Genomic DNA, 658 nt, shown 5'->3' on the forward strand with positions numbered 1-658 from the left:
CATTGGAGAAGCTTTCACACAAGCTCGGCATTTCCCTTCAGGAAACAGCTGCCGTTGGAGACAGCCTCAATGATTTTTCGATGCTGAAGATCGCGGGGAAAAGCTTTGCCATGGGCAATGCGCGCGGAGACATTAAAGAGATGGCTGATGAGGTGACGCTCACTAATGATGAAAATGGCGTTGCTCACATCCTGCATCAGCTGATTGAACAGCAAGTCAAACCGGTTTAATTCGTACATCCTTTCAAATCGGCGTGATGCCGGTACACGGCAGCGTAACGATTGAAGGAGTGCGGTTAAGCAGCGGATGTTATTGGTCCGCGGGCCGCCGACATTGTCGGCGCCCTTTTTTAATATGGTTTCACCTCGATGATTATGACTTTTGATTCTTTGTTGGCGATGGTTGTTTTTGTTACTATTCCTATTTAACTATTGATTGAATTTGAAATAATAGGATCACCCGCTTAAAAGGAGAGTGATAAGAATGAAACAGCCGTTCCAACTACCCGAAAAAATGGCCCGATTCCGCGGGCAATTCGAACAATCAGCGCGGGATTTTTTAATTGGGACTGTCATTAAGGGGCATAAACACAAAAAACAGCTGTCTATCGCAGACAGCTGTTTTATTTAACCTGTAATAGCCGAAGCGTTCAGGGTAA

Annotated in this window: 1 protein-coding gene; it reads left to right on the plus strand. The window is 45.4% G+C overall.

Annotated features, from left to right (window positions below):
• On the plus strand, positions 1 to 230 hold a 230-nt coding region (locus ACWHAR_RS28075), incomplete at its 5' end, for an HAD hydrolase family protein (protein WP_452088568.1).
• Between the last annotated feature and the right edge of the window lie 428 nt (positions 231 to 658).

The organism is Bacillus sp. LR--39 (assembly GCF_053613335.1).